Here is a 22697-nt window from a genome sequence, read left to right as displayed (position 1 = left end):
CCTGCCTACTGCGACCGCTCCCGCACGACCTTGGCGACATCCAGGTTGCGCACCATGCGCACCGCCGGGATCTGGGAGAGCAGCGAGGCCGCCGGCATGGCCAGCGCGGCGGCCAGCAGCGTGGGCCAGCCGAGGTCCAGCTCCAGCGAGAACATGTCGCTGTTGAAGGCCCGCAACGACTCAAAGGCCGCGGCCGCGCCGACGAGCAGCCCGAGCGGCACCGCCAGCACGGTGGCCGTGAGGTTCTCCGTGGCCAGCATCCCTGCGATGCGGCGCAGTGACACCCCGGCGGCCCGCAGCGTGGCCAGTTCCGAGGCCCGCTCGGCGACGTTGACGGTCATGGTGACGGAAATGACGGTCAGGGCCAGCACGCCGCCGAAGACGAGCATCACCCCCACGAAGATCCAGAACAGGCTGAGATAGGTGTCGACCTGGTGCCGCAGCGCCTGGCTGTCGGCATAGGCGACCACGCCGTCGATGCGGGAGACCGCCGACCGCACCTCGTCCCGCCCGGCGGTGCCGGTGCCGTCGTCGACGACCAGCTGGTAGATCTGGGCGGGCGCGCCGGTGAGCGCCTCCACGGTGTCCCGCGTGCCGTACAGGGCGGTGCCGATCGGCTCGTCCACCAGGCCCGCCAGACGGACGCTGCGTGGCGGGCCGGCCGGTGTGTGGATGCGCAGCGTGTCGCCGACGCGCACCTCCAGCTTCTCGGCGAGCGCCTTGCCCGCCAGGACACCGGCGGCGGGGAGCTCCCTGGTTCCGCCGCCGTCGGTGCGGAACCCGTGCATCCGGGTGTCGGGCCGGTAGCCGCTGAGCGAGGTGGCGTAGGAGTGCTCTCCCGCCGACGCGGTGACCGGGACCGTCGTCACCCGTTCGACCGCCGCCACGCGCGGGAGGTCGCGCAGCTTCGCCGTCAGGTCGGGCGCCCGCGGACTCGCGGTGACGGTGGCGTCCTGCCGCTGTACCTCGCCGAAGTGGGTGTTCATCAGCGACCGCATGCTGGTGATCATGCCGGTCGAGGCGAGGACGAGGACAAGGGCCAGCACCGTGCCGGTCATCGTGGCCAGAGTCCGCCGCCGACTGCGGGTGAGCTCCCGCAGAGCGAGGCGCCCCACCACGGGCAGCCCGCGGGCCCGCGCCACCGCGCGGCTCCACGGACCCGGCGGCTTCAGGGTGCCGCCGTCCCCGCGCATGGCCTCGGCAGGCGCGGTACGCGAGGCCGACAGGGCCGGTGCCAGACCGCCGGCGACGCCCACGACGAGGCCGAAGACCAGACCCACGACCATGACCAGCGGGCGGCGCTCCACCACGGTGTCGGGGATGCCGAGGGCATCGGTGTAGGCGTGGCTCACCGCGGAGGTGGCGAACAGCCCCAGGACCACACCCAGGACGGCTCCGGCCGTCCCCGCGACGAGGCCGTGCCCGAGGTAGTGGCGCACGACGGCGCCCCGTGGCGCGCCCGCGGCGAGGAAGGTGGCGATCACCTTCCGTTCGGCGAGCACCATCCGGGTGATCAGGACGTACGCAGCGATCGCCGCGGCTGCCAGGAACAGCACGGGGAAGCCCAGGGCGAGCTGCTCGAAGCCCTTGAGGTCCTCGCGCAGTGTGGCGTTGGACGCCTGGTCGGCCCGCTCGACCACGTCGAACGCCCCGGCCGCGCGCAGCCGCGCGGCGACGGCGCCCGCGCCCCCGGAGTCCCGGGCCTCCTCGGACAGGCGCACCAGCGTCTGCGGGGCGGCGTCAGAGCCCGCCAGGGTGCGCGCCGTTCGCTCGGGGGCGAAAACGACCGCGAACGAGTGCGGGTCGGCGAGCACCTCCTGCCGGTTGCGGGCGGGCCACAGGTACTCGGGGGACACCGCGACCCCCCGCACGATCAGGGTGTGCCAGCGGGTGCCGTCGAAGGCCCGCAGGCGGTCGCCGGGCGCGAGGCCGAAGGTGTCCGCGGCGTGCTTCTCGACCAGGACGCCGTCCGGTGCGCTCGCGGACAGACCACGCCCTCGAATGACGTCGACGCGGTTGACAGCGGGTTGCGAGCCGACCGGCATCCCCGTCACGCGGCCGAGCAGCTTGTCGGCGCCGATGCGCAGGGGGAGGTCCTGCTGCGTGCGCGTGGTGACCGTCGTGACGCCGTCGGTGCCGCGGGCTGCGGCCGCTGTCTGTTCCGGGGCGCCGCCGGTCGCCGTCAGGTCGGCGAAGTGCAGGCGGTCGTAGGTGCGGTCGTAGGACGTGGCGAGGTTGCGGTAGGCCTCGTAGCTGGAGACGAACAGCAGGACGCCGACCAGCACGGTGACCGCGATCGCGGCGAACTGCGCAAGCCTGCGGCGCAGGTCGCGCAGGGTCTTCGTGAACAGGATGCCGGGCACGCCGCTCACCAGCCCACGGAGACGGCGTCGGCGGGCGCCGCGTTGTGCTCCATGGAGTGGATGCCGCCGTCCCGCATGGTGACCACGCGGTGGGCGATGGCGGCGACCGAGGCGTTGTGGGTCACCATGAGCACCCCGCGGCCCCGCCGGTTGGTCTCCTGCAGCAGCTGCAGTACCTGCCGTCCGGTGGCCTGGTCGAGGGCGCCGGTGGGCTCGTCGGCCAGCAGCAGGTCCGGGTCGGTGGCCAGGGCGCGCGCGATGGACACCCGTTGCTGCTGGCCTCCGGAGAGCTGGGCGGGGAAGTGGTGCATGCGGTCGCCGAGCCCGACTGCCTCCAGCAGCTCGGGCACCCGGCGGCGGTCGCCGCGCCCGGTGAGTTCGACCAGTGCCTCGACGTTCTCCCGCGCGGTGAGCGTAGGGACGAGGTTGAAGAACTGGAACACGAAACCGATCCGGTCCCGGCGGAAGCCCACGAGCTCGCGCGGCGGGCGGCCGGTGAGCTCCTCCCCGGCGACGCGGATCTCGCCGCGGTCGGCGGTCTCGATGCCACCGATCACATTGAGCAGCGTGGTCTTGCCCGAGCCGCTGGGGCCGAGGACGACCACCATCTCACCGGGCTCGACGTCGAGGTCGACGTCCCGGAGCGCGGTCAGCGCCGCCTCGCCCGTGCCGTAGGTCTTCGTCACGCCACGCAGCCGTAGGCCGCCGCGCGGTGCCCCCGTCTGTGTCATGGATTCTCCTCGAAGGGCTCGAAGGGCTCAAAGAACGAGCGGATCGGAGGGCGGGCCGCGTGCCGTCCCGCCGGTGGGGTGCCGTCGGGAGAGCGGATCACGCGTCGGCGGTGCCGACGGTGCCGGTGGACGGCGCCTGCGGTTCGGCCTGACCTGCCAGTCGCGCGAGCGGCCCGGCCAGCGACGCGGCGGGCAGGTCCGGGTCGAGCAGGAGGTGCAGCATCAGACCGTCGAGTGCGGCGAGCAGCACGATCGCCGTGGCCTCCGGTTCCTCGGCACAGCCCTGGGAGCGCAGCCACTGAGCCGTGACCGCGCGCAGCTCCCGCAGCAGCGCGGACAGCTCCTCCCGCAGCCGCCCGATGCGGCGAGCGGCCAGCAGCGTCTCGCTGAGCAGCGCCGTCATCGGCTCGTCAGCGGCGTACTCCGCGACCGCCCGCAGGACATGCCGCAGGCCCGTGGAGACGTCCTCCGCCTCGCGCAGCAGTTCCAGCCCTCTGCCCAGCTCCCGCCGTGTGGCGTCGAGGGCGGCGTCGACGAGCAGGTCGGTGACGGTGGCGAAGTGGTAGTGCACCACTCCGGCCCGCACGCCCGCGCGGTCGGCGATCTTCCGCGTGGTGACCGCCCCCCACCCCTCTTCGGCGATGAGCTGCACCGCGGCGTCGAACAGGCGCGCCCGGGTCTGCTCGCCCCGTGTCGTGGAATCAGTGGTGGCCATGGCTGCTCCTGGGCATGCGTCCCCGTCTCGGGCATCGCCGGAACATCAATTTGGACGATCGCCCTGGTCGATCGCCCAAAACGTACCACGCGGAAGCCCGTCGCTGCTACGTTGAGGCAGCGTTCGAATGCGCTGCGTGGTCGGCCGCAGTGCGGAGACTCCCCCCGGTTCGGGAGCGAACCGGATACCTCGACGTGGCTGGGCGAGACCGGGCCCGCCTGGCACGCCCGCGCCTTGGCCGATCCCGATCAGGAGCGGGTCGTCGCCGTGGACGGCGAAACCCTCGTGGGGTTCGCCGTGCTCGCGGGCCTGAGCGGCAGTGAGGGCATCGAACTGCGACGCCGAGGAACGCGATCGTCGAGCCCGATGGCACTGCCTCCGACCTCGTGATCATGGTCCACCAGCCCCTGGCATGCAGCGGCAGACGGCCGGCGCCTTCGCGTCGCCCTGGCCGGCACCCCTGTCGGCCGGCCTCGGCGATTCGGCCGGTGCGGCGGGTTCCTCCGCCTACCGCGTCGGCTTCCTCGCCCTGGCCGCGTTGAGACTGGGCGCCGCCGTCCTCGAGGTCTGCTTGCCCCTGCCCTTGATCCGGCTGTCCATCTCTCCCACCGACGGGACCGCGCACCACCGCGTTGTGATCGGCAGCGAGCCGGTGACTGTGTGCGCCACGCACTCGGAATGGGGTTCAGTGGGGCGAGTACGACGGCAGGAGGTGCAGTTCGACCCGGCCGGCGTGATGGGCCGGCCAGTCGCGGACTGTGCGGGACCGGCGGGCCGAGAGGCTGGTTCACCACGAGGTGGATCTCGCGGTCGAAGTCGGCTTCGCCGGACAGCCTCGGCTCACTGGAAGGCCGGCATGACTTCCTTGATGAACAGCTCCAGGGACTTGCGCTTCTCCTCGTGCGACATGCTGTTGTCGATCCAGAAGCTGTACTCGTCGACGCCGAGTTCCTCGTAGGAGCGCAGCCGCTCGACGACCTCAGCCGGGGTGCCGATCATCGCGGTCTTGCGCAGCGACTCGGGCTGGAACTCCGGCCGGCCTTCGAACTTCGACTCGGGGCTGGGCGGGAGGAACCCGTTCTGCGGGGTGGTCTTGTTGCCGAACCAGGCGTCGAAGGTTCGGTAGAAGCGGTTGATCGCCTCCGCGGCCGGGCGCCAGCCGTCGGGCTCGTCAGGGGAGTGGACATGCGTGTGCCGCAGCACCATCAGGTCGGGACGCGGCACCTCCGGATGGTTCGCCACCGCGGTGTCGAACTTCCGCTTGAGGTCGACGACTTCCTCGTCGCCCTTCATCAACGGGGTGACCATGACGTTGCAGCCCTGTGCCACCGCGAAGTCGTGGGAGGCGGGGTCGCGAGCCGCGATCCACATGGGCGGGGTGGGCTGCTGCACCGGCTTGGGCACACTGGTCGATGTCGGGAACTGCCAGATCTCGCCGTCGTGGGCGTAGTCGCCCTGCCAGAGCGCCCGGACGGCCGGCACGAGCTCCCGCAGGTGCTTTCCGCCGTCGGCGGCCGGCAGTCCGCCGGCCAGCCGGTCGAACTCGAACTGGTAGGCACCCCGGGCGAGTCCGACCTCCATGCGGCCGTTGCTGATGACGTCGAGCAGCGCGCATTCACCGGCGACCCTGAGCGGGTGCCAGAACGGGGCGATGACGGTCCCCGCGCCCAGGCGGATGGTCGAGGTCTTCGCGGCCAGGTGGGCGAGCAGCGGCATCGGGCTGGGGGAGATCGTGTACTCCATCGCGTGGTGCTCCCCGATCCACACGGTGCCGAACCCGCCGGACTCGGCCATCAGGGCCAGCTCGGAGAGGTTCTCGAAGAGCTGCCGGTGGCTGACCTCTTCGTCCCAGCGCTCCATGTGCACGAACAACGAAAACCTCATGGCTGCTCCTCGTCTGCTGCGGCGTCCATCTCGGTGAGGGTGACGTCACCGGTGGCCCAGTGCGTCCTGGGGACCTCGTGGACGACGACCCGGATGTACTCGGGCCGTGTGTTCACGGTGCGCAGGACCGCGGCGTGCACTTCGTGCATCAAGTCCCGGATCTGCTCCGGGGTGCGGCCCTCGGCGAGGGTGATGGCGACCTGTGGCATGTCAGCTCCGCATCGTGAACGGGTCGGCCACGGGCTCCTCGCTCGTGTTGATCCAGACACTCTTGAGCCGCGTGTACTCCTTGATCGTCTCCGTGCCGTGCTCGACGCCCACGCCGCTGGTCTTGAAGCCCTGGCGCGGTGACATCGGGGACATGGCCCGGTACGTGTTGACCCACACGGTCCCGGCATCCAGGCGCGCCGCCATCCGGTGCGCCCGTGCGAGGTTCGTCGTCCACACGCCGGCCGCGAGTCCGTAGTCGGTGTCGTTCGCCAGACGTACGACCTCGTCCTCGGTGTCGAACGGCATGATCGCCACGACGGGGCCGAAGATCTCCTCGCGTACGACGCGCATGCTGTTGTCGACGTCCACGAGGACGGTCGGCTCGTAGAACCAGCCGCCGAGGCCGCCGTCGGTGGCCCGCCCACCGATCAGTACCCGGGCGCCTTCGTCACGTCCGAGGTCGACGTACCCGGCCACCTTGTCGCGCTGGCCTTCGAAGGCCAGCGGGCCGAGCTCGGTCTTCTCGTCCAGGGGGTCGCCGATGACGATGGTCCGGGCGCGTTCCGTGACTCGCTCGAGAAGCTCGTCGTAGACGGATCTGTGCGCGAACACCCGGCTGCCGGCGATGCAGGTCTGTCCGGCGGCGGCGAAGATGCCGGCGACGACGCCCATCGCTGCGTTCGGGATGTTCGCGTCCTCGAACACGATGTTGGGCGACTTGCCGCCGAGTTCGAGCGTGGAGCCGATGAAACGGCTCGCCGTCGCGGCCGCGATGCGCGCCCCGGTGGCGGTGCTGCCGGTGAAGGAGATCTTCGCGAGGTCGCGGTGGTCGACCAGGGCCTGACCGGCCTCGGCGCCGAACCCGGTGACCACGTTCACCGCACCCGGCGGGAAGCCCGCCTCGAGCGCCAGCTCGGCGAGCCTGAGCACCGTGGCCGAGGTGTATTCCGAGGGCTTGATCACGACGGTGTTGCCGGCGCAGAGCGCGGGCGCCAGTTTGCTGCTGGTCAGCGTCAGTGGAGAGTTCCAGGGCGTGATCGCTCCGACCACGCCGAGGGGCTCCCGGGCCGTGTAGTTGAGTACTTGTCGGTCGGAGGTGGGGATGAAGTCTCCGTGGATCTTGTCGGCCAGCCCGGCGTAGTAGTAATACTCCGGCAAGGTGGCCAGCTGCCCGCGCATCTCGCGCAGCAGTTTGCCGTTGTCCTGCGTCTCCATGCGGGCCAGGTCTTCGGCGTTCGCGGCGATCAGGTCACCCAGGCGCCGCAGCAGGTGTCCGCGCCGCGTCTGGCTGAGGTCGCGCCAGCGCGGGTCCTCGAACGCCTTCCTCGCGGCGGCCACGGCTTTCTCGATGTCGGCGGCGTTCCCGCGCGCGGCCTGATAGAGGACCTCGCGCGTGGCCGGGTTGGTGCTCTCGAAGTACTCGCCCGACGCGGGCTCGACCCACGTCCCGCCGATGAAGTGCTGCAACGTGGTGAGGTCAGACATGTGCGCACTCTCCGATGAAGGTGGTGAGGGAGTCGACGAACGCCTCGGGGCGCTCGACGGGCAGCATGTGACGTGCCTGGGGGATGACCTCCGCACGGCAGTCGGGAACTGCCCTGCAGTCGGACCGTAAGCACCACCTCGTCCTGGAGCTGATCCTGGAGAAGGACGGCGACAGTGCCGAGCACGTGATGCGTGAGCACGTCAGGGCCAGCCGACGTGCGCTGATGGCGGGGCTGCCCATCGGCGGTTCGAACGAGAGGTTCGGCACGGCAGGTTCCTGATATCCGATCCGACCGGCTGCCGACGAGCCGTCCTCCTCCGTCATCTCCTGATGGGGGATCAGAACCGGGCCGGGTTCCGCCTCTTCGGGAGGCGGTGCCCGGCCCTTCGGCTTACGGGGACCTTCCACCGCTGAAATCCCTCCGTAACCCCAAGTGTGTCTACTCATATGCAACGACGATTCATCACAGTAGACATCTATCCCGACCAGGGAGGCCCCATGACGACCGACCAAGCAGCGGACGCCCCCGATCTCGCCGAGCTGGTCCGGGCCGACGGCATCGAGTTCGTGCTGGCCGTCTTCGTCGACCTGACCGGCAAGCCGTGCGCCAAGCTCGTCCCGGCCCAGGCCGTCGAGGAACTCCGTAACGAGGGCGTCGGGTTCGCCGGATACGCGGCCGGCGCGCTCGGCCAGCAGCCCAGCGACCCCGACGTCATCGCACGGCCGGACGCCTCCTCGTACACACCCCTCCCCTTCATCAAGCCCGGTCTCGCCCTCGTCCACTGCGACCCGTACGTGGAGGGCGAACCCTGGCCCTACGCGCCCCGCGTCATCCTGCGCAGGCTGCTGGAGCGGGCCGCGGCCCAGGGACTCTCCCTGGCCGTGGGCGCGGAGGTCGAGTACTTCCTGGTCAACCGGGACGAGCACGGCGTGCTCAGCGTCGCCGACGCCAAGGACACCGCGCCGCAGCCTTGTTACGACGCGCGCGGCCTGACCCGGATGTACGACCACCTCACCGCCGTCTCCAGCGCCATGAACTCCCTCGGCTGGGGCAACTACGCCAACGACCACGAGGACGGCAACGGCCAGTTCGAGCAGAACTTCCAGCACGCCGACGCCCTCACCACCGCCGACCGGGTCATCACCATGCGGTACCTGGTGTCGGTGCTGGCCGAACAGCGCGGCATGACGGCCACGTTCATGCCGAAGCCGTTCACCGACCGCACCGGCACCGGCATGCACCTGCACATGTCGCTGTGGCGGGGCGACGAACCCGCCTTCCCCGACGCCACCGACGGGCGCGGACTCGGTCTGTCCTCGCTCGCCTACTCCTTCGTCGCCGGGATCGTCGAACACGCGCGTGCGCTCCAGGCCGTCATCGCGCCCACGGTCAACTCCTACAAGCGCACCGGCGCCGTTTCGACCCGCTCGGGTGCCACCTGGTCGCCGCGCATGGCGGGCTACGGCGGCAACGACCGCACCCACTTCGTCCGCGTTCCCGACGGCCACCGCATCGAGCTGCGGGGCGGCGACGGCGCCGCCAACCCCTACCTCGCCGCTGCCGCCGCCCTCGCCGCGGGCCTGGACGGCATCGAACGCGGCCTCGACCCGGGCGAGCCCGGCGCGGCCGGCAAGGGCCCGGAACTCCCGCCCACCCTGCTGCACGCCGTCGAGGCCCTCCAGGCGGACGACGTGATCAGCGGCGCGCTGGACGCGGCCGGGACCGGGGTGAGCCGGTACTTCGCCGACCTCAAGCGCGAGGAGTTCTTCGACTGGCACGCCACAGTCGGCCCCTGGGAGCTCGACCGCTATCTGACCGCCTTCTGACCGCCTTCCGAAGGGACTTGAGATGTGCGGAATCGTGGGGCTCCACCTGCGCGAGCCCTCCCTCGAACCCCGGCTCGGCGCGCTGCTGACCGCGATGCTGGGGCAGGTCGTCGAACGCGGCCCGGACTCGGCGGGGGTCGCGGTCTACGGCGACCCGCGCCTGTCCCCGCCGGGACGTGCCGTCGTCTCGCTGCTCGGGGTCACGCCGGCCGAGGCGGAGGTCGCGCTGCCCGGCGCCGTGGCCGTCGCGGCCGACGCCACCACAGTCGTGCACGCGGATCTTTCCATCGCCGATCTGCTCGCAGCCGTCCCGGCCGCGCTGCCCCACGCCACCGTCATCGGCTCCGGCACGGACATGGCCGTACTCAAAGGCACCGGAAATCCAGTGCGGTTGGCCGAGTCCTTCGGGCTCGCCGGTGTCACCGGCTGGCAGGGCGTCGGCCACACCCGGATGGCCACCGAGTCCGCCGTCACCCCCGAGGGCGCGCACCCCTTCTCCGTCGGCCCCGGCCAGTGCCTGGTGCACAACGGCTCCTTCGCCAACCACGCCACCATCCGCCGTGAACTGCGCGCCCGGGGCGTCGAGTTCGACAGCGAGAACGACTCCGAGGTCGGCGCCCGCTTCATCGCGCACCAACTGGAGCAGGGCGCCGACCTGGAGAAGGCGCTGCGGCTGCTGTGCGAGCGGTTCGACGGCTTCTACACGCTCCTCGTGTCCACCGGCGACTCCTTCGCGGTCGTCCGCGACGCGATCGCCTGCAAGCCCGCCCTGGTCGCAGAGACGGCCGCATGGGTGGCGATGGCCTCCGAGTACCGGGCACTGGACGTCCTGCCGGGCATCGAGCACGCCCGCATCTTCGAACCCGAGCCGGAAGAGGTGTACGTATGGCGACGCTGATCGACCTGGCCGAGAGCCCGGTCCGCGCGCTCAACCAGGCCCTGCACTCCACGGCCGCCACCTCGTGGCGGGTCCGCAACCCGCGCGGCGCACACGCCGTGGCCTGCGGGATCCGCGAGGACCACACCGTCGACGTCGAGGGCCACGTCGGCTATTACTGCGCCGGCATGAACCAGCACGCCACGGTCACGGTGCACGGCAACGCGGGCACCGGGGTGGCCGAGAACATGATGTCCGGCACGGTCCGGGTGCGCGGCAACGCCTCCCAGTCCGCCGGTGCCACCGCCCACGGCGGCCTGCTCGTCATCGACGGGGACGCCTCCGCGCGCTGCGGGATCTCCATGAAGGGCGTGGACATCGTCGTCGGCGGCAGCGTCGGCCACATGAGCGCCTTCATGGGGCAGGCCGGGCGCCTGGTGGTGTGCGGCGACGCGGGCGACGCGCTGGGGGACTCGCTGTACGAGGCCCGCATCTACGTCAGGGGCACGGTCAAGTCCCTCGGCGCCGACTGCGTCGAGAAGGAGATGCGGGACGAACACCTCGCCGAACTCGCCGAGCTGCTCAAGGCGGCCGAGCGGGACGAGGACCCCGCCGACTTCCGCCGCTACGGCTCGGCCCGGCAGCTGTACCACTTCAAGGTCGACAACACGACCGCGTACTAGAGGAGTTCAGCCATGGAACCCGCATCCCACGGCCTGCGCGAGTCGGCGACCTTCGACCGCGCCACCATCCACGCCATCCAGCGCGCCGCCGAGACCGGCATCTACGACATCCGCGGCTGGGGCGCCAAGCGGAAGCTCCCGCACTTCGACGACCTGCTGCTGCTCGGCGCCTCCATGTCCCGCTATCCGTTGGAGGGCTACCGCGAACGCTGCGACACGGACGTCGTCCTCGGCACCCGGCACGCCAAGCACCCCCTGCGGCTCGCCACCCCCGTCACCATCGCCGGCATGAGCTTCGGCGCCCTCTCCGCCCAGGCCAAGGAGGCCCTCGGCCGCGGCGCGTCGGAGGTCGGCACCTCGACGACCACCGGCGACGGCGGCATGACCCCCGAGGAGCGCGGCCACTCCAAGCACCTCGTCCACCAGTACCTGCCGTCCCGCTACGGCATGAACCCCGACGACCTGCGCGCCGCCGACGCCATCGAGGTCGTGCTCGGCCAGGGCGCCAAGCCCGGCGGCGGAGGCATGCTGCTCGGCCAGAAGATCACCGAGCGGGTCGCCGGCATGCGGACGCTGCCCGTCGGCATCGATCAGCGCAGCGCCTGCCGCCACCCCGACTGGACCGGCCCCGACGACCTCGCGATCAAGATCCTCGAACTGCGCGAGATCACCGACTGGGAGAAGCCGATCTATGTGAAGGTCGGCGCGACCCGGACGTACTACGACGTCAAGCTCGCCGTCCATGCCGGCGCCGATGTCGTGGTCGTCGACGGCATGCAGGGCGGTACGGCCGCCACTCAGGACGTGTTCATCGAGCACGTCGGCATCCCCACCCTGGCCGCCCTGCCCCAGGCCGTCCGGGCGCTGCAGGAGCTGGGCGTCCACCGCGAGGTGCAGCTGATCGTCTCGGGCGGCATCCGCAGCGGCGCCGACATGGCCAAGGCGCTCGCCCTGGGCGCGGACGCGGTCGCCATCGGCACGGCCGCGCTGATCGCACTCGGCGACAACCACCCGAAGTACGACGCCGAGTACCGCGAACTCGGATCGGCCGCAGGCTACTTCGACGACTACCAGGACGGCCGCGACCCGGCCGGCATCTCCACCCAGGACGCGGAACTGTCCGCCCGCCTCGACCCCGCCGAGGCCGGCCGCCGGCTGGCCAACTTCCTGCGGGTGATGACCATGGAGGCCCAGACCCTCGCCCGCGCCTGTGGCAAGGCCCATCTCCTTCACCTCGAGCCTGAGGACCTGGTGGCACTTACCATCGAGTCCGCTGCCATGGCCCGCGTCCCGCTCGCGGGTACGAACTGGATCCCCGGGGAGGGTCTGTGATCGCCGTCGTAGGCGCCGGGCTGATGGGCGCGGCCACCGCCTGGCAACTGGCCCGGCGTGGCCACGAGGTCGCACTCATCGAGGCGTACGACATCGCCCACAAGCACGGCAGTTCGCACGGCAGCTCGCGGATCTTCCGGCGGGCGTACGCCGACCCCTTCTACGTACGGCTGACCGGGCAGGCGCACGAGCAGTGGCGGGAGCTGGAGGACGACGCCTCGACCCCCCTGCTGCGCACGACCGGTGGCCTCGACATGGGCGAGGACCGTGACCCGAAGGCGCTGGCCGCCGTCCTCGATGCGGCCGGAGTGCCGCACGAACTCCTCGGCCCCGAAGCAGCCCTGGAGCGCTGGCCGTACATCCGCGTCACGGGCCCGGTGCTGCACCACCCGGACGCGGGCGTGGTCGACGCCGACGAGACCGTCGGGGCCTGCGTACGGCGGGCGATCGAACACGGCGCGGAAGCGATCATCGGCGCCCGCGTCACGGGCATCGACGTCCGGGGCGGCGAGAGGGTTCTGCTGCACACCGACGACGGCCGTGAGGTCGTCGCGGACACTGTGGTGATCGCCGCCGGCGCCTGGCTGCCCGAGCTCGAACTGCCCGTCGCTCTGCCGCCGTTGCAGGTGACCCAGCAGCAGGTCTTCCACTTCCGGCAGCGCGATCCGTCCGTGAAGTGGCCGACCCTGGTCTGGGACGGTGCGCTGCACCTCTACGGCCTGCCGTCGGGAAGCGACGGCGGCTCGCTCCCCGCGGTCAAGGTCGCCGAGCACGACCGCGGCACCCCCACCACCGCCCGCACCCGCGACGGGATCGTCGACCCGTCGTCGCGCACGCGGGTGAGCGGCTTCGTACGGGACCGCCTTCCGGGCCTCGAGCCCGCCCCGGTGGCCGAAGCGACCTGCCTCTACACCACCACACCCGACGAGGACTTCGTCCTCGACCGCCACGGCCCCTTCGTCATCGCCTCTCCGTGCTCCGGACACGGCGCCAAGTTCGCCCCGCTCATCGGCGCGATGGCCGCCGACCTCGCCACCGGCCGCACCGAGCCCCACCCTCGGTTCCGCCTGCACCGTACGGCGTAGGATGCGCGGGTGACCGAGCACCCCGACCCCGCAGCGGAGTCCCAGGACTCCGACGACAAGGCCCTGGAGCGCATCATCGCGGTCCGGGCCCGCGAGTACCGGCAGGCGGCCGGGCTGTCGGTCGGGGAGATGGCGCAGCGGGTCGGCATCTCCAAGGCCATGCTCTCGAAGATCGAGAACGCCCAGACCGCGTGCAGCCTCACCACGCTCTCCCGGCTCGCGCGCGGTCTCGACGTCCCGGTCACCGCCCTGTTCCGCGGCATGGACGACGAACGCGAGGCGGTCTTCGTCCCCGCGGGGCACGGCGCCCGGATCGTGCGGCGCGGCACCCGCGTCGGTCATGAGTACGCCCAGCTCGGCTCGCTGCGGGGCGCCCACAAACGGATGGACGCCCTGCTGGTCACGCTGACCGAACAGAGCGAGGTCTTCCCGCTCTTCCAGCACGCCGGCACCGAGCTCCTCTACATGCTGGAAGGCGTCATGGTGTATGGCCACGGCAAGTCCAGCTACACCCTGCGCCCCGGCGACGCCCTGCAGTTCGACGGCGAGGCCCCGCACGGTCCCGAGCGGCTGGTCGAGTTGCCGATTCGCTTTCTGACGGTCACGGCCTTCGGGGACAGCCCGCAGCACTGAAACCCGGCGTTAATCGGCCATGGAAGGGTCGTGTAACGCACCTCCGGTCTACTGCAGTGGCACGAAGTTTCTTCCTGCTGGACTTCTCTGTGGAGTGTGCGCATGGACACCGGAAGTACCGCTTGGATGCTCGCGAGCACGGCACTCGTCTGTCTGATGGTGCCGGGCCTCGCGCTCTTCTACGGCGGCATGGTCGCCGCCAAGAGCGTTCTGAACATGATCATGATGACCTTCGGGTCCGTCGCCCTGGTCGGCTGCATCTGGGTCGTCTACGGCTACTCGGCCTCCTTCGGCGACTCGATCGGAGGCGCCGGAATCCTCGGTGACGTCACCGAGTACTTCGGCCTGAGCGGCGTCATGAAGGACGACCCGAAGGCCGTCATCCCGCTCTCGGTCTTCGCCGCCTTCCAGGCCCTGTTCGCGGCCCTCACCGCCGCCCTGATCTGTGGTGCGATCTCGGACCGCATCAAGTTTGGCGCCTGGATGGCTTTCACCGGCATCTGGGTGACGCTGGTCTATCTGCCGGTCGCCCACTGGGTGTTCGCCTTCGACGGCGAGAACGTCGTCGGCGGCTGGATCGTCAACAAGCTCGGCGCCATCGACTTCGCCGGCGGTACGGCCGTCCACATCAACTCCGGCGCGGCGGCCCTGGCCGTGATCCTCGTCCTCGGCAAGCGCATCGGCTGGCAGAAGGGTGCCAAGAACGGCGAACGGCCGCACAACTTGCCCCTGGTGATGCTCGGCGCCGGCCTGCTCTGGTTCGGCTGGTTCGGCTTCAACGGCGGCTCCGCGCTGACGTCTTCGAATGCCGCCTCGGTCGTCGTGCTCAACACCTTCACCGCCACCTGCTCCGCGATGCTCGGCTGGCTCGTCGTCGAGAAGCTCCGCGACGGCCACCCCACCAGCCTCGGCGCCGCGTCCGGCGCGATCGCCGGCCTGGTCGCCATCACCCCCTCCTGTGGCGCCGTCTCCCCGCTCGGTGCGCTCGCCCTCGGCGCGATCGGCGGAGCGGTCTGCGCCCTCGCCGTCGGCCTCAAGTACAAGTTCGGCTACGACGACTCCCTCGACGTCGTCGGCATCCACCTCGTCGGAGGCGTCACCGGCACCCTGCTGGTCGGCATCCTCGGCACGGCGGACGCCCCGAACGGCGTCGACGGCCTCCTCTACGGCGGCGGCCTCTCCCTCCTCGGAAAGCAGGCAGTCGGCGCCTTCGCCGTACTGGCGTACTCCTTCGGTATGACGTGGCTGATCGCCAAGGTGCTCGACAAGACGATGGGCCTGCGGGTCCGCCCCGAGGTGGAGCAGGAGGGCGTCGACGTCCACCTGCACGCGGAGAGCGCCTACGACCTCACCCACTCGCCGACCACCGCCCCGACCCCCGAACCTGCCGCTGCGGGATAGGGACGTCCACCCTGCGCCGCCCAGCCTCCACGCAAGCGGCGAAGGTTTTCGGGGACGGGGCGGACTACATGTCGTCGCGCGTAATCTGCCCGAGCTGTTGCCCACCCGACTGACCGGGCAGCGCGCGTCCGCACGCACCGTCTCAGGAGCGAAAGCCGATCAGGCCGAAGTTGGGCCGCTCCTGCGCGTGCCGCATCCAGCCGAGGCACTGCATGACGGCTTCCACGACTTCCGGCTCCAGCGGCGGAGCCTGCCCGGACTCGTCGACAGCCCGCTTGGTGTGCTCGAACTGCTCCAGTGCCTGAGCGATCTGACGGGGTGTCCACTCACCGCAACCCGGCGTGAACGTGTACGGCAGAGGAGCGGGCAGATCGCTGTGGCTGAAGGCCTCCACGGACACGGCGGTGATCCCCAGGGCTTTGAGGCCCTGGTCGACGACCGACAGCCAGTCGCCCCGGTGGGGTGTGAAGCAGTCGTTGTCCAGGAACGAACCGGTGAGCGCACACAGCCTCTTGTAGGCGTATCCGTACTGGAACGCGTGGGCCTCACTGTCACTGAAGGGCCCGCCGTGGACGACCGCGCGCAGCGCCTCATACGCCGTGGGCGCGCCGTTGTCGATCTGGTGGCTGAAGTAGTCGTCGTCGCGGGCCAGGTCGTCCCCGAAGTTGTCGCGGATCACCTCGAGCAACTGGTCGTCACGGGAACCGACCAAGGCCCGGGTGGCAGCCACGTCGAGCAGGTAGACACTCAGCGAAGAACTCATGAGAGCCAACCTAAAGGCACCCACTGACACCGCCGTTGACGACGAACCGCGGCAGGCATGCCACCAGCCGCTGATTGGCTCTCGATCCGGAACGGCGCGCCCGGGAGACTGGAGATCTGACGCCGTACTCGAGGGAGTTGTGATGCAGGCAGCCGTGGTCACCTTCGACGGGTTCAACGAGCTCGACAGCTTCATCGCTTCCGCGCTGATCAACCGGTGCCGCAACGACGGCCTGGAAGCCTTCATCACGACGCCGACGCCGGTGGTCACGTCGATGAACGGCGTCGAGGTGACCGGGCAGCGCCCGATGGAGTTCGTGACCGAAGCCGACGTCGTGCTGATCGGTAGCGGAGTGAAGGCGCGAGACGTGGTCGCCGACGACCGGCTGATCTCCAGGCTGCAGCTCGACCCTGCGCGACAGCTCATCGGTGCGCAGTGCTCCGGCGCGCTGGTGCTCGCCCGGCTCGGGTTGCTGGACGGCATGCCGGCGTGCACGGACATGAAGAGCCGGCCCTTTGTCGAAGCCTTCGATGTCACCGTGCTGGACGAGCCGTTCCACGCCGAGGGGAACATCGCCACGGCGGGCGGTTGCCTGGCGTCCCAGTATCTCGCCACGTGGGTGATCACCCGCATGCTCGGGGCGGACGCCGCGCGCGACGTCATCGACTACGTGGCGCCGGTCGGCGAAAACCAGGAGACTGTCGAGCGCGCCCTGCGTGCCGTCCACGCGGGTGAGGGTGCACTGCGCTGACGCTCTCGCCCGGCCGTTAATCCGCTGGAGGGGCCGTTTCCCGCCGCCTTATAGTGCCCGGCATGCGCACTCCCTACCCCCGAACTCCCCATTTGCCCTGGTCACCGGGCGCTTCCGCCGACGATGTGCGGGCCGGAAGTCTCAGCGGGTTCGTCGGGCGGGAGATCGTCGTCACCGAGAAGCTCGACGGGGAGAACACGACGCTGTACGCGGACGGGCTGCACGCGAGGTCCGTGGATTCCGCGCACCATCCGTCGCGGGCGTGGGTGAAGGCGTTGCAGGGGCGTGTGGGGGCGCGGATACCGGCGGGGTGGCGGGTGTGCGGGGAGAACATGTACGCGCGGCACTCGATCCCGTACGACGCCTTGGAGGGCTACTTCTACGGATTCTCGGTGTGGGACGAGCACGACCGGTGTCTGGGCTGGGACGCGACCGTGCGGTTCCTGCGGGGTCTGGGGGTGCCGGTGCCGCCGGTGTTGTGGCGGGGGGTGTTCGACGAGCGGGCCCTGCGGCGGTTGCAGGTGCAGACCGGACGGCAGGAGGGATACGTCGTACGGACCGTCGAGGGCTTCGCGCTCGAGGACTTCGCCGGGCGGGTCGCCAAGTGGGTGCGGCCCGGGCATGTGACGACGGGGACGCACTGGATGCACGCGGCCGTCGTGGAGAACGGGCTCGGCCCGGCGGCCGCACTGTGGGCCGTACGGTCCGGGGCGGCGCCGGACGGGGAAGCGCTGGCCGGGCACCTGGGCGTGGCGGACGGGGACACGGGCGCGGCCGCCGAGGCCGGCGCGCGGCTGGACGCACTGGGGCGCAGCGGGGAGGCGCGGCTCGCGGGGGTGCTCGCCGCGCTGCTCCACCGCACGCCACGGGCGCGGCTGATGAGCAGGACCGCCGGGCCCCTGGGTGTGCCGCTCGCGCGGCGGGTCGCCGATCTGGTGGGGCTGCACACCGCACTGCACCGGCCGTACCCGGACGCGGAGCGGCGGGCCGGGCTCGTACGGATGTCGTTCGCGGCCGATCTGGGGGTGCTGCACGCCGTCGCGGAGGCGGTCGCCGGGGACGATCAGGCGCGGGAACAGGTGGAGTGGTCCGCTCTGCATGCGCAGGAGGCCGGGGTGTACGGCGAGGCGCCGCTCGGCCCGCTGCGGGACGGGCTGCGCCAGGCGCTTGGGCGGGACGGGGTCGGCGGCGAGGCGGGGGACCGCTGCTGGGCACAGGCGCGGGAGACATGCGCCCAAGGGCGGGTCCTGACGGTGGAGGAGGCCGTCGCGGCGACGTGGCGGTGGCGTGGCGGGGACTTCCCCCGGCTGGTGCACCTCGTGGGGCCGTCCGGCAGCGGCAAGAGCGCCTTCGCGGCGCGGCTGGAGGGCATCGCGGCGTGCGTCGCGCTGGACGGCCTGCGCGAGGCGCGCGGCGCGCGGGCGAACCAGAAGGCCAACGGGGAGGTGCTGCGGGAGGGCCTGCAACGGCTGGACGAGGCGCTCGCGGCCGGTGGCACGGTGGTGTGGGACGCCACCTCGCTCAACCCGCACCAGCGCTCCCTGGTGCACGCAGTGGCTCACCGGCGCGACGCGCTGGTCACGCACGCCGTGCTGCTCACGGACGAGGACGAGCTCGTACGGCGCAACGCCACGCGTGCGCATCCGGTGCCGGCAGACGTGCTGACGGGGCAGCTGCGCCGGTTCGTGCCGCCGTACCCCGGCCAGGCGCACCGCACCTGGTACGTGGGCGCGGACGGGACCGTGCAGGACCGCGACGGCACACTGGAGGGGGAGGACGCCTGATGCGTACCAGCGAGGAGATCTACCACCGGGTGCGCTGGGACGCGCGTTTCGACCCCGCGCGGTTCGTGCTCGGCATCCACCAGCGCGGCGCCGCGCCCAAGCGGGTGCCGCTGCCGACGTTCGTGCCGGGCGGCGAGATCCCGTGGCACCGGGTGCTGTTCGTGGAGGCCGACGGCGAGGTCGTCTGGGACCGCGCCACGGGCGTGGACCGCATCGACGCCTGCGCCGCCGGACGGGTGCGCGAGGCGCGGCGGCTGCGGGCGCCCTTCTTCACGGCGCGCACGCCGCACGCGTGGGACGCGGCCGCCGGGCGGTGGATCCCGGCCGCGCCCGCCGCGTCCACCGTGCGGGAGGCGGGGCGCGATCGGGTGCGGGTGCTGACCTGGAACACGTTGTGGGACCGCTACGACAGCCACCGCATCGACACCGCCCTGCGCCGCCCGCTGCTGCTTCAGGCACTGGAGCGCGCCGACGCGGACGTCATCGCCCTGCAGGAGGTCGAGGCGGGGCTGCTGGCCATGCTGCTGGACACGGCGTGGGTACGAGCCGCCTACACCGTCGGCACCGACCCCTACGGCAAGGAGGTCGACGACTGCGGGCAGCTCCTGCTCAGCCGGCTCCCCGTCCGGGAGGCGGCCCTGCACGTCCTCGGCCCCCACAAGGCTGTCACCGCCGTCGTCGTGGACACCGCGTCCGGACCGCTGACCGTGGCCGCCACCCATCTGACGAGCGACCACTCCGAGGACGGCCCGGCCCGGCGCGGCGCCGAACTGACCCGGCTCGCCGAAGGGCTGGCAGGCGTGGAGGGCGGCCTGGTCCTGGTCGGCGACTTCAACGACGGCGGGCCCGGCCCGGCGCGCACGCTCGGCATGCTCGACGCCTGGACCGAGACGCACGGGCCGCACGACGATTCCCCCACCTTCGACCCCCGCGTCAACCCGCTGGCCGCCGTCTCGTCCCTGACCGGCCGCGCCTCCCGCCTCGACCGCGTCTTCGTCCGCCCCGTCGACGGGCCGAGCGTGACCGGCGTCGCCCTGCTCGGCGACACACCCGCCCCGCAAGGGCTGTACGTCTCCGACCACTACGGGGTCGCCGCCGACCTGTACTGCGGCACCGGCACCCCCGTCGACGTGCTCGAGGTCGCGCCGACAGCCCGTACGGCGCTGGCGTGGGTTCCGCCGGGCGAGCTGTGGCCGGCGCTCCAGGACGTGCGCCGGGACCACGACGTGCAGATCCGGCGCTGGCCGCCGCACGTCAACGTGCTGTTCGGGTTCGTCCCCGAGTCGGACTTCGAGCAGGCGGCGCCGCTGCTCGCCACGGCGGCCGCGCAGATCGCGCCGTTCACGGCACGGCTGGAGGGAGTGCACACCTTCGGCCACCGGCACGGCGCCACCGTGTGGCTGGACCCCGCGGCAGACGACGAGACGCCGTGGGCGGAGCTGTGGCAGGCGCTCGTGCGGCGCTTCCCGCGCTGCCGTGGACGCCATGACGGATTCACCCCGCACCTGAGCCTCGGCCGGACCAGCGACCCGCACGCCGTCGCCGTCGACTGCGCGGCCCGCCTCTCTCCCATGACCGCGCGGGTCGGCCGGCTGGTCCTGTTGTCCCGGCGGGGCGACGAACCGATGCGCCCGCGGGCCACGATCGCCCTGGGCACCGGCGAGGTGCGGTGGCTTCCCGAGCCCGCCCTCGGCCGGCCCGATGGGGGATGGGAGGACTGGGCCGCGCCCGCCCCCGCCGCGCGCGTCCTGCCCGCTGCCGACGACGCGGCGGCCGAGCGGGTCGTGCGACGCCTGACGGACGCGCTCGGCGAGGGTGCCGTCCACCTCGTCGGGTCGCGGCGCATGGGCTGCGCACTCGACGGGGCCGACCTGGACGTCGTCGCGGTGCTGCCCGGCACGGTGGACCTCGCGGCCGTACGGGAGCGGGTCTCGGCCGCGCTGCCGGGTGCCGAGCGGATGCGGGAGGTCGTCGGCGCGCGCGTGCCGGGGCTGCGGTTCCACCTCGAAGGACTCGACGTGGACCTGGTGGTCGTGGCCACGGGGCCGTTGCCCCCGAAGGAGGCAGTGACCCGGCGGGCCGAGCTGGGCGAGGCCGCGGCCGTCGCGCTGAGCGCGGTGTCCGACGCGGACGCGGTCCTGGCGGCCGTGAGCCCGCAAGCGGTGGGTGCGCACGGGGTATCGAGATTCGCGGCTCTGGCACGAGGCGTGAAGGCGTGGGCGAGGGCGCGCGGGCTGGACGCGGCGCCGTTCGGCGGGCTTCCCGGGGTGGCGTGGGCGGTGCTCGCGGCCCGTACGGTCCGGGACGCCCCGGACGTCGCGGACGCCGGTGAGCTGCTGCGGCGGTTCTTCGGCACATGGGCCGCCTGGGACTGGCGGGAGCCCGTCGCGCTCACCGGAAACGGCCACGAGACCCATGGGGCCCTGACCGTCATGACGCCCAGTGCACCCGTGCGGTCCTGCACCGAACAGGTCGGCCCGCACGCGCGGGACCTGCTGAGCCAGGAGCTGTACCGGGCCTGGGAGACCGTGGAGGCCGCAGCCGAGTCCGGGACGGATCCGTGGCCCGAGCTGCTGTCCCCGCCGCCCCTGCACCGGCGGCACGCGGCATGGGCCGTGGTGACCGTCCTGCCCCGGCGGGCGGAGGACTTCGACGAGCTGAACGGGCGCGTGCGCGGGCGTATGCGCGCGCTGCTCAGCGCGTTGGAGGACGCAGGGGTGAAGGACGCGCACCCCTGGCCGCAGCCGCTGCTCCCCACGCCCGCGCCGACGTCCGCCGAAAGGCCGGCATGCGCACGGTACGCGATCGGGCTCGGGCGCACGCCACTCGGCGCGGAGCGGCTCGCGGATGTCGCCGGGCGGTGGGTCACGGGCCTGCCGGGGGTCGACGTGGCGCACGTCGAGGGCGGTGCCTTTCCGACGCTGCGGTGACCCATGGCACCGTCAGGCCTTCCTTCTCCATGGGCGGTGGATGCGGCCTCGGATCGGCAGGAAAGGGGTCAGCCGATGATCGGGGACGCAGGAGGGGGAGTGCTGCAAAGGGCGTGCACGGCTGACTGCGCTGCTCGTTCCACGGCGGAGATGCCGTGAGACATGCTCCGGCTGCCGTGAGAGAGGATGACGAGGTAGAACGTGCTCCCGTGTGCTTTGACCCGCCCCATGCTGTTGATGGCCCAGCGTTGCGAGTGGGAGCGCTGCAGCCAGCCGTTCTTGAGTTGCCAGCGGCTGCCTTCCGCGGACACTCCCCAGGCCTGTTCGGGGTCGATCCGGCCCATGAAGGTCTGGATCAGGTGGCGTGACTCTTCACTGAGCGGCGAGTTGTCGGCGAACACGGCGGTCAGCAGGGTCAGTTGGTCTGTCGCGGTGGTGCGGGTGAGGCCCCAGTAGGGACCTGTTCCTGCTTGGGTGGAGGTCAGCCCCAGGGTCTCGTTGGCGTCACTGAGTCCCGGGCCGCCGCCGATACGCCGCCACAGGGCATCCGCGGAGTCGTTGTCGCTGCTCTGGATCATCGAAGCGGCGGTGGATGTCTCCCACGGGGTGAGTGACCGTCTCTCGCGCTGCGCGTCCAGCAGCAGGGCCGCCAGGATGTTCACCTTCGCCAGGCTCGCGGTGATGTGTGTTTGTGAGCCGTACACCGCCCGTCGGCCGGTCCTCGGCTCCAGAACGGCCACCGACATCTGAGTGTCGCTCTGTGTTCGGATCGGTTCGAGGAAACGAGCGAGCATGCTGTTGGCGTCCGTTGGGGCCGACGCCCGCGTGCCGTGTCTGCCTGGTGGCGCTTGGGCGGGCTTGCTGCGTGCCGACGTCAAGGGTGCCTGGTTCTGTGCCCGGGGACGCCCGACCCGGTCACCGGTGGCGTGGTGATCGGCAGCGAAGCAGCCCGTGAGCAGCATGCCCGCTGCTGAGCATGCCAGGGCCAGTCGTATTCGCTTCCGACGCGCGCAGGCCTTGCCATGTCCGCTCGCCTCGGTCGGGACGGACGCGTGCCCCATCCCGTGGGGCTCACAGGCAGCATGATTCGGATTCATCGGGGACCTCAATCGCACAAGCGGCAGCCGGAAGCGGAAAAGCACGCCCACAGTCTTTTCCGGGGTGAGGCGCGCCGCACCCCGGGACGGTTTCCTCCCGACGGCGCAACGCGCGTACCGCAGACGCCACCTGAGGACGGCCCCC

20 protein-coding genes are annotated in these 22697 nt (G+C 71.6%); 12 read left to right on the top strand and 8 right to left on the bottom strand.

Features of this window, described 5'->3' with window-relative positions; translation table 11 throughout:
- Positions 1 to 5: 5 nt before the first annotated feature.
- The 3 genes from IE263_RS33690 to IE263_RS33680 form a co-directional block, all read right to left on the bottom strand.
- Positions 6 to 2372, bottom strand: a complete 2367-nt coding sequence (locus IE263_RS33690; RefSeq protein ID WP_229911313.1) for an ABC transporter permease — start codon at positions 2370 to 2372, stop codon at positions 6 to 8.
- Entirely contained in the window at positions 2369 to 3094 is a 726-nt protein-coding gene (locus IE263_RS33685) for an ABC transporter ATP-binding protein (RefSeq protein ID WP_189941711.1), read from the bottom strand. Before IE263_RS33685 ends, IE263_RS33690 begins: the two co-directional genes overlap by 4 nt.
- 97 nt (positions 3095 to 3191) lie before the next feature.
- A complete protein-coding gene (locus tag IE263_RS33680) occupies positions 3192 to 3809 on the bottom strand; it encodes a TetR/AcrR family transcriptional regulator (protein WP_189941709.1) in 618 nt (205 codons plus the stop codon).
- Positions 3810 to 4043: 234 nt separating this feature from the next.
- Here IE263_RS33680 and IE263_RS33675 point away from each other — a divergent pair, with 234 nt between their 5' ends.
- The gene (locus tag IE263_RS33675) at positions 4044 to 4199 is read left to right on the top strand and encodes a hypothetical protein (protein WP_189941708.1); all 156 of its coding nucleotides are present in this window, start codon (positions 4044 to 4046) and stop codon (positions 4197 to 4199) included.
- 450 nt (positions 4200 to 4649) lie between these two features.
- Here IE263_RS33675 and IE263_RS33670 read toward each other — a convergent pair whose 3' ends face one another.
- The 3 genes from IE263_RS33670 to IE263_RS33660 are packed head-to-tail and all read right to left on the bottom strand — an operon-like array spanning position 4650 to position 7388.
- Complete coding sequence (locus IE263_RS33670; RefSeq protein WP_189941707.1) at positions 4650 to 5693, bottom strand: LLM class flavin-dependent oxidoreductase; 1044 nt, start codon at positions 5691 to 5693, stop codon at positions 4650 to 4652.
- Positions 5690 to 5902 carry a tautomerase family protein gene (locus IE263_RS33665; RefSeq protein WP_189941706.1) on the bottom strand — a complete coding sequence of 71 codons (213 nt, stop codon included), beginning with the start codon at positions 5900 to 5902 and terminating at the stop codon, positions 5690 to 5692. The genes IE263_RS33670 and IE263_RS33665 overlap by 4 nt, the downstream gene beginning before the upstream one ends.
- Position 5903: 1 nt before the next feature.
- Positions 5904 to 7388 carry an aldehyde dehydrogenase gene (locus tag IE263_RS33660; protein ID WP_189941705.1) on the bottom strand — a complete coding sequence of 495 codons (1485 nt, stop codon included), beginning with the start codon at positions 7386 to 7388 and terminating at the stop codon, positions 5904 to 5906.
- Between the two features lie 83 nt (positions 7389 to 7471).
- Between IE263_RS33660 and IE263_RS33655 the strand changes: the two genes are divergently transcribed.
- The 8 genes from IE263_RS33655 to IE263_RS33620 all read left to right on the top strand — a co-directional run bounded on the left by IE263_RS33655 (position 7472) and on the right by IE263_RS33620 (position 15227).
- Positions 7472 to 7669, top strand: a complete 198-nt coding sequence (locus IE263_RS33655) for a GntR family transcriptional regulator (RefSeq protein WP_229911312.1) — start codon at positions 7472 to 7474, stop codon at positions 7667 to 7669.
- A gap of 218 nt (positions 7670 to 7887) precedes the next feature.
- Positions 7888 to 9216 (top strand): type III glutamate--ammonia ligase, encoded by a 1329-nt coding sequence (gene glnT, locus IE263_RS33650; protein ID WP_189941704.1) that lies wholly within the window; start codon positions 7888 to 7890, stop codon positions 9214 to 9216.
- A gap of 22 nt (positions 9217 to 9238) precedes the next feature.
- Positions 9239 to 10114, top strand: a complete 876-nt coding sequence (locus tag IE263_RS33645) for a class II glutamine amidotransferase domain-containing protein (protein WP_189941703.1) — start codon at positions 9239 to 9241, stop codon at positions 10112 to 10114.
- A complete protein-coding gene (locus IE263_RS33640; protein WP_189941701.1) occupies positions 10102 to 10776 on the top strand; it encodes a GltB/FmdC/FwdC-like GXGXG domain-containing protein in 675 nt (224 codons plus the stop codon). Before IE263_RS33645 ends, IE263_RS33640 begins: the two co-directional genes overlap by 13 nt.
- A 12-nt stretch (positions 10777 to 10788) precedes the next feature.
- A complete protein-coding gene (locus IE263_RS33635) occupies positions 10789 to 12108 on the top strand; it encodes an FMN-binding glutamate synthase family protein (RefSeq protein ID WP_189941699.1) in 1320 nt (439 codons plus the stop codon).
- Positions 12105 to 13193 (top strand): FAD-dependent oxidoreductase, encoded by a 1089-nt coding sequence (locus IE263_RS33630; protein ID WP_189941698.1) that lies wholly within the window; start codon positions 12105 to 12107, stop codon positions 13191 to 13193. The genes IE263_RS33635 and IE263_RS33630 overlap by 4 nt, the downstream gene beginning before the upstream one ends.
- Before the next feature lie 9 nt (positions 13194 to 13202).
- On the top strand, positions 13203 to 13826 hold the full coding sequence (locus IE263_RS33625; RefSeq protein WP_189941696.1) for a helix-turn-helix domain-containing protein: 624 nt from the start codon (positions 13203 to 13205) through the stop codon (positions 13824 to 13826).
- Between the two features lie 102 nt (positions 13827 to 13928).
- A complete protein-coding gene (locus IE263_RS33620; RefSeq protein ID WP_189941694.1) occupies positions 13929 to 15227 on the top strand; it encodes an ammonium transporter in 1299 nt (432 codons plus the stop codon).
- A gap of 142 nt (positions 15228 to 15369) precedes the next feature.
- Here IE263_RS33620 and IE263_RS33615 read toward each other — a convergent pair whose 3' ends face one another.
- Positions 15370 to 15990: a DUF7691 family protein gene (locus IE263_RS33615; protein WP_189941692.1), complete on the bottom strand. Its 621-nt coding sequence runs from the start codon at positions 15988 to 15990 to the stop codon at positions 15370 to 15372.
- A gap of 142 nt (positions 15991 to 16132) precedes the next feature.
- Here IE263_RS33615 and IE263_RS33610 point away from each other — a divergent pair, with 142 nt between their 5' ends.
- The 3 genes from IE263_RS33610 to IE263_RS33600 all read left to right on the top strand — a co-directional run bounded on the left by IE263_RS33610 (position 16133) and on the right by IE263_RS33600 (position 21455).
- Positions 16133 to 16741, top strand: a complete 609-nt coding sequence (locus IE263_RS33610; RefSeq protein WP_189941691.1) for a DJ-1/PfpI family protein — start codon at positions 16133 to 16135, stop codon at positions 16739 to 16741.
- Between the two features lie 62 nt (positions 16742 to 16803).
- Positions 16804 to 18525 carry an RNA ligase family protein gene (locus IE263_RS33605; protein WP_189941689.1) on the top strand — a complete coding sequence of 574 codons (1722 nt, stop codon included), beginning with the start codon at positions 16804 to 16806 and terminating at the stop codon, positions 18523 to 18525.
- The gene (locus IE263_RS33600) at positions 18525 to 21455 is read left to right on the top strand and encodes a poly(A) polymerase (protein WP_189941687.1); all 2931 of its coding nucleotides are present in this window, start codon (positions 18525 to 18527) and stop codon (positions 21453 to 21455) included. The genes IE263_RS33605 and IE263_RS33600 overlap by 1 nt, the downstream gene beginning before the upstream one ends.
- Positions 21456 to 21523: 68 nt before the next feature.
- On the opposite strand, the gene IE263_RS33595 is transcribed toward IE263_RS33600, so the two are convergent.
- Positions 21524 to 22201 carry a serine hydrolase gene (locus tag IE263_RS33595; RefSeq protein WP_229911311.1) on the bottom strand — a complete coding sequence of 226 codons (678 nt, stop codon included), beginning with the start codon at positions 22199 to 22201 and terminating at the stop codon, positions 21524 to 21526.
- Positions 22202 to 22697: the final 496 nt, after the last annotated feature.

Origin of the sequence: Streptomyces aurantiogriseus (assembly GCF_014649375.1) — a bacterium.
Classification (GTDB): Bacteria; Actinomycetota; Actinomycetes; order Streptomycetales; family Streptomycetaceae; genus Streptomyces; species Streptomyces aurantiogriseus.
This window is presented reverse-complemented; position numbering and strand designations above follow the sequence as displayed.

Excerpts from the sequence above, each read along its gene's own strand:
- IE263_RS33685 (WP_189941711.1), bottom strand. The coding sequence starts at position 3,094 with ATGACACAGACGGGGGCACCGCGCGGCGGCCTACGGCTGCGTGGCGTG.
- IE263_RS33680 (WP_189941709.1), bottom strand. The coding sequence starts at position 3,809 with ATGGCCACCACTGATTCCACGACACGGGGCGAGCAGACCCGGGCGCGC.
- IE263_RS33670 (WP_189941707.1), bottom strand. The coding sequence starts at position 5,693 with ATGAGGTTTTCGTTGTTCGTGCACATGGAGCGCTGGGACGAAGAGGTC.
- IE263_RS33665 (WP_189941706.1), bottom strand. The coding sequence starts at position 5,902 with ATGCCACAGGTCGCCATCACCCTCGCCGAGGGCCGCACCCCGGAGCAG.
- IE263_RS33660 (WP_189941705.1), bottom strand. The coding sequence starts at position 7,388 with ATGTCTGACCTCACCACGTTGCAGCACTTCATCGGCGGGACGTGGGTC.
- IE263_RS33655 (WP_229911312.1), top strand. The coding sequence starts at position 7,472 with ATGACCTCCGCACGGCAGTCGGGAACTGCCCTGCAGTCGGACCGTAAG.
- glnT (WP_189941704.1), top strand. The coding sequence starts at position 7,888 with ATGACGACCGACCAAGCAGCGGACGCCCCCGATCTCGCCGAGCTGGTC.
- IE263_RS33645 (WP_189941703.1), top strand. The coding sequence starts at position 9,239 with ATGTGCGGAATCGTGGGGCTCCACCTGCGCGAGCCCTCCCTCGAACCC.
- IE263_RS33640 (WP_189941701.1), top strand. The coding sequence starts at position 10,102 with ATGGCGACGCTGATCGACCTGGCCGAGAGCCCGGTCCGCGCGCTCAAC.
- IE263_RS33635 (WP_189941699.1), top strand. The coding sequence starts at position 10,789 with ATGGAACCCGCATCCCACGGCCTGCGCGAGTCGGCGACCTTCGACCGC.
- IE263_RS33620 (WP_189941694.1), top strand. The coding sequence starts at position 13,929 with ATGGACACCGGAAGTACCGCTTGGATGCTCGCGAGCACGGCACTCGTC.
- IE263_RS33615 (WP_189941692.1), bottom strand. The coding sequence starts at position 15,990 with ATGAGTTCTTCGCTGAGTGTCTACCTGCTCGACGTGGCTGCCACCCGG.
- IE263_RS33610 (WP_189941691.1), top strand. The coding sequence starts at position 16,133 with ATGCAGGCAGCCGTGGTCACCTTCGACGGGTTCAACGAGCTCGACAGC.
- IE263_RS33605 (WP_189941689.1), top strand. The coding sequence starts at position 16,804 with ATGCGCACTCCCTACCCCCGAACTCCCCATTTGCCCTGGTCACCGGGC.
- IE263_RS33600 (WP_189941687.1), top strand. The coding sequence starts at position 18,525 with ATGCGTACCAGCGAGGAGATCTACCACCGGGTGCGCTGGGACGCGCGT.
- IE263_RS33595 (WP_229911311.1), bottom strand. The coding sequence starts at position 22,201 with ATGTCGGTGGCCGTTCTGGAGCCGAGGACCGGCCGACGGGCGGTGTAC.